This window comes from Streptomyces kurssanovii (assembly GCF_040677245.1).
Taxonomy (GTDB): Bacteria; Actinomycetota; Actinomycetes; order Streptomycetales; family Streptomycetaceae; genus Streptomyces; species Streptomyces kurssanovii.
The window spans coordinates 109563-117097 of the sequence record NZ_JBFAQK010000016.1 but is presented as its reverse complement, the minus strand read 5'-3'; the positions used below and the strand labels follow the sequence as shown (position 1 = coordinate 117097).

Sequence of the window (7535 nt, the reverse complement as noted above, 5' to 3'; positions counted from 1 at the left end):
GGCGCGTGATCACCGGTGACTTCTCCGGTCCGCTGCCTTCCACCGCGCGCATCGCCTCGCCGCGCCGACGGCGGAGGACTCTGCCCCGCCACCCGCGGTGAGTGCAACGCCCGCCGTGCGTCGCCCGGATGCTGCTTGCCCACGCCGGCACCGGCGCACGAGCCGCCGGTTCCTCCCACGACCGCGGACCCGAACCGCGCCGGGACCTCATGAACCTCCGCGCCGGGCAGGGGAGAAGGACCACCGTGCCTGCCGCCGGTTCACCCTGCTCGGCACGTGGTGACCGGGCCGGCCTTCTGCGGCCGCAGGCCACCGGCAGAAACACCTGACGACCCGGCAGACAGCACGTGTGGTGGGCTCGTTCGGACACAGCAACGACGATCAGCGGGGTGCCGACGAAGCCCCGGCCCCCGCACACGCGGGAACCGGGGCCGGGCCGGACGGGAGGCTCAGCGGACCAGGGTGCCGCCCCCGTCGACCATCAGGACCTGGCCCGTCGTGTACGTGGCGCGGATCAGCGACAGGACCGCTTCCGACACGTCCTCCGGCCTGCCGACGCGCCGCAGCGGGGCGACCGCGGCGACCTGCTCGGCGATGGCCGCGAAGAAGTCGCTGCCCTCGGTCCAGCCCGTCTCCACCAGACCCGGCGCCACCGCGTTGACCCGCACCTGGGGGCCCATCGCCACCGCGAGCAGACGGGTCATGTGCTCCACGGCCGCCTTGCTCACCGCGTACGGGATCGAACTGCCCGTCGGCCGGCTGCCGGCCACCGAGGAGACGTTGACCACGACACCCTCGCCGCTCTCCCGCAGCGCCGGCATCGCGGCCACCGTCGTCTGCCAGGTGCCGAAGACGTTCAGGTCGAAGATCTCCCGCCACACCGCCGGGCCCGCCGCCTCCAGATCCGCGTGCGGAACCGCCCGCGTCACACCGGCGTTGTTGACCAGGATGTCCAGACGCCCGTAGTGCTCCACGGCGCGGGCCACCAGCCGGCGGGCCTGGTCCTCGTCGGAGACGTCCGCCCGGACGTACAGGGCGTCGGGCAGCGACGCGGCCACCTTCTCGCCCGCCTCCACCGAACGCGCCGAGTTGACGACGACGCTGATGTTCTCCGCGGCCAGCCTGCGGGCCACCGTCTCGCCGATGCCCGTCGACGAACCCGTCACCAGGGCGACGCGTCGCTGAGTGCTCATACCAAGGTGCTCCCTGCTCTCGAGGACGGGCCGGTCAGTAGTTGCCCAGGCCGCCGCAGACATTGAGCGCCTGCGCGGTCACGGCCGCCGCGTCCTCGCCGACCAAGTACTCGACCATCGCGGCGACCTCCCGCACCTGTACGTAACGGCCGTTGGGCACCCGGGTGGTGATGCGCTCGTACGCCTCCTCCTCGGTGACACCCCACGCGCCCGCGTAACCGGCGCGGACCTTCTCCGCCATCGGCGTCTCGACGAAACCGGGGCACACCGCGTTGACGGTGATGCCGGTACGGGCCAGCTCCAGGCCGAGCGCCTTGCTGAAGCCCACCACACCGTGCTTCGACGCCGAGTACGGGGCGGCCAGCACCACGCCCTGCTTGCCGCCGGTCGAGGCGATGTTGACGATCCGGCCGCGGCCCGCCTCCTGCATGCCGCCCGCCGTCAGCACCTCCTTGGTCACCCGGAAGACACTGGTCAGATTGGTGGCGATGACATCGGTCCACAGCTCGTCCGTGATCGTCGCGGTCGGACCGCCGCCGCTGCGGCCGGCGTTGTTGACCAGGATCCGTATCGGACCGTGCTGCTCCACGACCGTGCGCACCAGCTCGGCGATCTGCTCCTGCTCCCGCACGTCGCACACCGACCCGGTGACCGCGAGCCCTTCCTCCACGAGCTCCTTGACCGTGCTGCTCACCGTCTCCTGCGAACGGCCGCACAGGTGCACCGGCGTCCCGGCCGACGCCAGCCGCCGCACGATCTCCAGGCCGATGCCGCTGGTGCCGCCCGTCACCAGCGCGACCCGCTGCTCCCGCGTTGTGCCCTGGCCCTTGGTGGTCTCGCTCATGCCGTCTCCTTGTGTGTGTGCGCGCTGCGGTGGGTGCGCCGTACCAGGGGCACGGCGGTCGAGTGGTACGGGGTCTGGTGGGTCGGCGTCGTCGGGCCGAAGTTCGACACGTAGAGCCGGTCGCCGTGGACGGCGACGGCCGACGGCCCGTCGAAGTCGGGATCGGTGATCCGGGTGACCGGCACGGCGCGGGTGCCGGCCGCGTCCAGCCGCAGCACCTCGACCGCGTCGCGCTGTGCGACGTACGCGGTGGTGCCGTCGAGCCGGATGCCGTTGCCGGACGGCAGCGCCGCGCCGCCGAGCGGGATCCGCCGGGCGATGCCGGTGCCCGGATCCACCCGCATCAGAGCGCCCCCGGCGAGCAGGTGCACCACGAGCAGCGCCCGGCCGTCCGGCGTCGGCGAGATCCCCAGCGCCGTCACCTCGCCGGGAGCGCCCTGCACCCAGTCACCGGACAGCGGCACACTCTCCACCTGCCGCGCCGGCGGCAGTTCACCGCGCGGCCCCAGCGGGATCCGGTACAGCACAGGCCGGAAGGCGTCGGTGACATAGGCGGCGTCCGCCAGCACCGCCACATCGGCGACGACCGTGCCCTCACCGCCCAGCCGGTACGAGGCGAGGTCCCGGCCGGTGGCCACGTCCATCACCCGCGCCAGGCCGCTGTAGGCGCCGCTGATGAACAGCCGCCCGCGGCAGTCGAGCGCGATGCCCGCCGCACTGTGGCCCTCGCCCAGGTCGGGGGAGATCACCTCGCCCCGGCCGGTGGCCAGGTCGGCCCGGTAGATCTCGCCGCCGAACAGGGACCCGTAGTACGCGTAAGGCAGCCGGCCGGCGGCGACACCGCCCGGGTGGAACCCGGTCGGCAGCTCGATCCTGACCGGCCAGGCCCCCGAGCCCCCCGGCCGGGGCGCCGCCGGCGGCGGCGCGGCCCACGCGCTCGCGGAGGCCGGGCCGGCGAGCGCGGCGCCGGCGCCCAGGGCGGCGCCGAGACCCAGCAGGCGGCGCCGGGACAGTGTGCTGTGCATGGCGAATGTCTCCCGTCCGATTCGGGCCGTCCGGTCCTTTCCGGCCGACCCTGGTTTTCGGTCATCCGTCGGGGTGCGACTGTGCCACCGACACGGCGGGCGAGGCCCGATCATGGACACGTGCTGGACAGGAGGTCCGCCTGCGCCCGATCCGGTCCCCAGCCGGATTTGAGCGCGGCCCCATAGCGTCCGGGCCATGAAGGCTCTCGTCCTGTCCGGAGGTTCAGGCACGCGCCTGCGGCCCTTCACCCACACCGCGCCCAAGCAACTGGTCCCGGTGGCCAACAAGCCCGTCCTCTACTACGTCCTGGAAGCCGTCGCGGAAGCGGGCATCACCGAGGTCGGCATCGTCGTCGGCGACACCGCCGGTGAGATCCGCGAGGCCGTCGGCGACGGCGCACGATTCGGCCTGGAGGTGACCTACCTGCCGCAGGAGGCGCCCCTCGGGCTGGCCCACGCGGTGCTGGTCGCCCGCGAGTTCCTCGGCGACGACGACTTCGTCATGTACCTCGGCGACAACTTCGTCGTCGGCGGCATCGCCGACCTCGTCACCGGGTTCCGCGCCGAACGCCCCGACGCGCAGATCCTGCTGACCCGGGTGCCCGACCCGTCCGCGTTCGGTGTCGCCGAACTCGACGACGGGGGACGGGTCGTGGGCCTGGAGGAGAAGCCCGCCAAACCCAAGAGCGACCTCGCGCTCGTCGGCATCTACCTGTTCACCCCCGCCGTGCACGAGGCGGTCCGCGCCATCGAACCGTCCGAGCGCGGCGAACTGGAGATCACCCACGCCATCCAGCGGCTCATCGACGACGGCCGCGACGTGCGCTCCACGACGATCAGCGGCTACTGGAAGGACACCGGCAACGTCACCGACATGCTCGAGGTGAACCGGTCCGTCCTGGAAGGCATCGAACCGCACACCGCGGGCACCGTCGACGCCGCCAGCGAACTCATCGGCCGGGTACGCGTCGAGGCCGGCGCGGAGGTCCGCGGCTCACGCATCGTCGGCCCCGCCGTCATCGGCACGGGCACGCTCATCAGCGGCTCCTACGTCGGCCCCTACACCTCGATCGCGGAGAACTGCCGCATCGAGGACAGCGAGATCGAATTCTCCATCGTGCTGCGCGACTCCCGCCTGGAAGGCGTGCCCCGCGTCCAGGCCTCCCTCATCGGACGCAGCGTGACCGTCACCCCCGCCCCGCGGATCCCGGCCACCAACCGGCTCATCCTCGGCGACCACAGCAAGGTGCAGATCTCCTCATGACGACCCGAATCCTGGTGACCGGCGGAGCCGGCTTCATCGGCTCCCACTACGTGCGCACCCTCCTGGGCCCGCACGGCGACCCGGACGTGACCGTCACCGTCCTCGACGCGCTCACCTACGCGGGCAACCCGGCCAACCTCGACGCCGTCCGCGACGACCCGCGGTTCACCTTCGTCCACGGCGACATCTGCGACGCCGGCCTCGTCGACGCTCTGATGCCCCGCCACGACCAGGTCGTCCACTTCGCCGCCGAGTCGCACGTCGACCGCTCCATCGCCGGCGCGGCCGACTTCGTCCGCACCAACGTCTCCGGCACCCAGACCCTGCTGGACGCGGCCCTGCGCCACGGCCCCACCACCTTCGTGCACATCTCCACCGACGAGGTGTACGGCTCGATCGACATCGGCTCCTGGCCCGAGACCGACCCCCTCGCCCCCAACTCCCCCTACTCCGCCGCCAAGGCCGCGAGCGACCTCATCGCCCTGGCCCACCACCGCACCCACGGCCTCGACGTGCGCATCACCCGCTGCTCCAACAACTACGGGCCCCACCAGTACCCGGAGAAGGTCGTCCCGCTGTTCATCACCCGCCTCCTCACGGGCCGCCGGGTGCCGCTGTACGGCGACGGCGGCAACGTCCGCGACTGGCTGCACGTCGACGACCACGTCCAGGGCATCGAACTCGTCCGCACCAAGGGCCGCCCCGGCGAGGTCTACAACATCGGCGGCGGCACCGAACTGTCCAACAAGGAACTGACCGCGCTGCTCCTGGACGCCTGCGGCGCCGACTGGTCCAGCGTCGACCACGTGCCCGACCGGAAGGGCCACGACCGGCGCTACTCGGTCGACTGCCGCAAGATCACCCGCGAACTCGGCTACGAGCCGCGCACCGACTTCGCCGACGGCCTGGCCCGCACCGTCGCCTGGTACCGCGACCACCGCGCCTGGTGGCAGCCGCTCGAGGAGCGCTCGAGCACCGGTCGAGGAACCGGCGGCCATCCTTGACCGGCCGGTGACCGGCCGGTGATCGTCGAACCGGTGCCCCGCCGGTTCGAACACTGACGCAACAACCGAGGAGAACGCGTTTCCATGGCAGACGAGCTGCAGCCTTTTGTCGCGGACTGGAACCGGCCGGTCGTCGAGGAGTTCCGGGCGAACGGCGGCAAGGTCGGCGGACCGTTCGCGGGCGGCACCCTGGCGCTGCTGACCACCGCAGGCGCGAAGAGCGGCCGCGCGACCACCAGCCCCGTCGGCTACATGGAGATCGACGGCAAAGGCGTCGTCATCGCCTCGGCGGGCGGCGGCCCCAAGAACCCCGCCTGGTACCACAACCTGCGCGCCAACCCCCTCCTGACCGTCGAGGTCGGCACCGACAAGTACCAGGCCAGGGCCACCGTGCTGGAGGGCGAGGAACGGGAAGAGGTCTTCGCGAAGGCCTGCGAGATCGCCCCCGGCTACGCCGACTACCAGAAGAACACCGAGCGGATCATCCCCGTCGTCGTCCTCGAGACCGAGACCTACGACGACGGGCGGCGCGCCCGCGGCCTGGGCCAGGAGCTGACCGAGATCCACGGCTGGCTGCGCGGCGAGATCGCCGAACTGCGCCGCCAGGTCGCCGACTTCGCCGCCGGACGCACCGACACCGTCGACATCGGCGACAGCACCCTGCTGCAGCAGCTGCGCGACAACTGCCTGAGCTTCTGCAAGGCGCTGGAGGTCCACCACGGCGGCGAGGACCAGGGCGCCTTCCCCGTCCTGGAGTCGAAGTTCCCCGGCCTCGCACCGACCCTGGCCAAGCTCCGCGAGGAGCACAAGGTCGTCGCACAGCTGCGCGGCGACATCGCCGACCTCGTCACCCGCCTGGAGCCGGGCGACCCGCAGGGCCTGCGGCACGAACTGGAGCGCCTGACCGGCGAGCTGGAGCGCCACTTCGACCACGAGGAGGCCGCGGTCGTCGCCGCGCTCGACGCACTGGCCTTCGCGCCGGCCCACCGCGGCGCGCCCCCGGCCTGAGCGATGCGGATCCTCTTCCTCGCCGGCGGCAGCCCGGCCACCGTGTTCGCCCTCGTGCCGCTGGCCACCGCCGCCCGCAACGCGGGCCACCAGGTCCTCATGGCGGCCACCGCCGACATGAGCGGCGTCATCACCTCCGCCGGACTGCCCGCCGCGCCCGTCACCGAGCGGACGATGCGCGACTTCATGCTGGCCGACCGGGACGGCACCGCGCTGACGCTGCCGGCGGACGCGGGGGAGCGGATGCGCTTCGGCGGCCGCGGCTTCGGCCGGCTGGCCGCCGGCAGCCTGCCCGCACTGCGGGAGGCCGCCCGCGACTGGCGCCCGGACGCCGTCGTCGGCGGCACCCTCGCCTTCGGCGCCGCGCTGCTGGCCGCCGAGCTGAAGATCCCGTACGTGCGGCACGCCTGGGACATGGGCGAGCCCGCCGCGATGGACCGGGGCGCCGAGGACGAACTGGCCCCCGAACTGCGGGCCCTGGGCCTCGCGTCCCTGCCCGCGCCGGACCTGTGGATCGACATCTGCCCGCCCAGCGTCGCGGACCCCGGCGCACCCGCGGGCCGGACCATGCGGTTCGTGCCCTGCGGCCGCCAACAGCCGCTGGAACGCTGGATGTACACCCCCTCCCAGCGGCGCCGGGTGTGCGTGACGGCAGGCAGCCGGGTCAGCAAGGACTACGAGTTCGACCACCTCGACGCCCTCGTCTCCCACGTCGCCGGGCCGGACGTGGAAGTCGTGGCAGCCGCCCCCGAGGACGTCGCGGCGGCCCTGCGCGAGCGCCACCCCGGCCTGCGGGCCGGCTGGCTGCCGCTGGACACGGTCCTGCACACCTGCGACCTGCTCGTGCACTCCGGCGGCGGCCAGAGCGCCCTGACGGCCGTGCACGCCGCCGTGCCGCAGCTCGTCGTCCCCACCATGCCGAAGGTCCTCGCCCCCAACCAGCGCCTGGCCGCCTACGGCACGGCCCGCGTCCTGCCCCCGGGCGAGGACGGCCCCGAGACCGTCGCCGCCGCCTGCCGCGACATGCTCTCCACCCCCTCCTACGCCCGGCGCGCCGAAACCCTCGCCGCCGAACTCGCCGCGCTGCCGGGCCCGTCCGAGACCCTCACCGCGGTGGAAGCCCTGACCCGCGCCTGACCACCGGCCCTGGCCGGCACAAGGACCGAGACGCCCCGTGGGCGCGGCCACAGGGCCGGG

The 7535-nt window shown here is 73.1% G+C and carries 7 protein-coding genes; 4 read left to right on the top strand and 3 right to left on the bottom strand.

Annotation, left to right across the window (positions count from 1 at the left end; translation table 11 throughout):
• Positions 1–449 precede the first annotated feature (449 nt).
• Genes AB0K36_RS14685 through AB0K36_RS14675 form a run of 3 tightly spaced genes read right to left on the bottom strand, consistent with a single transcriptional unit; the run spans position 450 to position 3062 of the window.
• Positions 450–1193, bottom strand: coding sequence for an SDR family NAD(P)-dependent oxidoreductase (locus AB0K36_RS14685; protein WP_364593272.1), 744 nt, complete (start codon positions 1191–1193; stop codon positions 450–452).
• 34 nt (positions 1194–1227) lie between these two features.
• Positions 1228–2037: an SDR family NAD(P)-dependent oxidoreductase gene (locus AB0K36_RS14680; protein WP_364593269.1), complete on the bottom strand. Its 810-nt coding sequence runs from the start codon at positions 2035–2037 to the stop codon at positions 1228–1230.
• Positions 2034–3062, bottom strand: a complete 1029-nt coding sequence (locus AB0K36_RS14675) for an NHL repeat-containing protein (protein ID WP_364593266.1) — start codon at positions 3060–3062, stop codon at positions 2034–2036. Before AB0K36_RS14675 ends, AB0K36_RS14680 begins: the two co-directional genes overlap by 4 nt.
• A 196-nt stretch (positions 3063–3258) precedes the next feature.
• On the opposite strand from AB0K36_RS14675, the gene AB0K36_RS14670 reads away from it, so the two are divergent.
• The 4 genes from AB0K36_RS14670 (at position 3259) to AB0K36_RS14655 (ending at position 7475) form a co-directional block, all read left to right on the top strand.
• Complete coding sequence (locus AB0K36_RS14670) at positions 3259–4326, top strand: glucose-1-phosphate thymidylyltransferase (RefSeq protein WP_364593263.1); 1068 nt, start codon at positions 3259–3261, stop codon at positions 4324–4326.
• The gene (gene rfbB, locus AB0K36_RS14665; RefSeq protein ID WP_364593260.1) at positions 4323–5330 is read left to right on the top strand and encodes a dTDP-glucose 4,6-dehydratase; all 1008 of its coding nucleotides are present in this window, start codon (positions 4323–4325) and stop codon (positions 5328–5330) included. Before AB0K36_RS14670 ends, rfbB begins: the two co-directional genes overlap by 4 nt.
• 84 nt (positions 5331–5414) lie before the next feature.
• On the top strand, positions 5415–6338 hold the full coding sequence (locus AB0K36_RS14660; RefSeq protein WP_364593257.1) for a nitroreductase/quinone reductase family protein: 924 nt from the start codon (positions 5415–5417) through the stop codon (positions 6336–6338).
• 3 nt (positions 6339–6341) lie between these two features.
• Positions 6342–7475, top strand: coding sequence for a glycosyltransferase (locus AB0K36_RS14655; protein ID WP_364593254.1), 1134 nt, complete (start codon positions 6342–6344; stop codon positions 7473–7475).
• Positions 7476–7535: the final 60 nt, after the last annotated feature.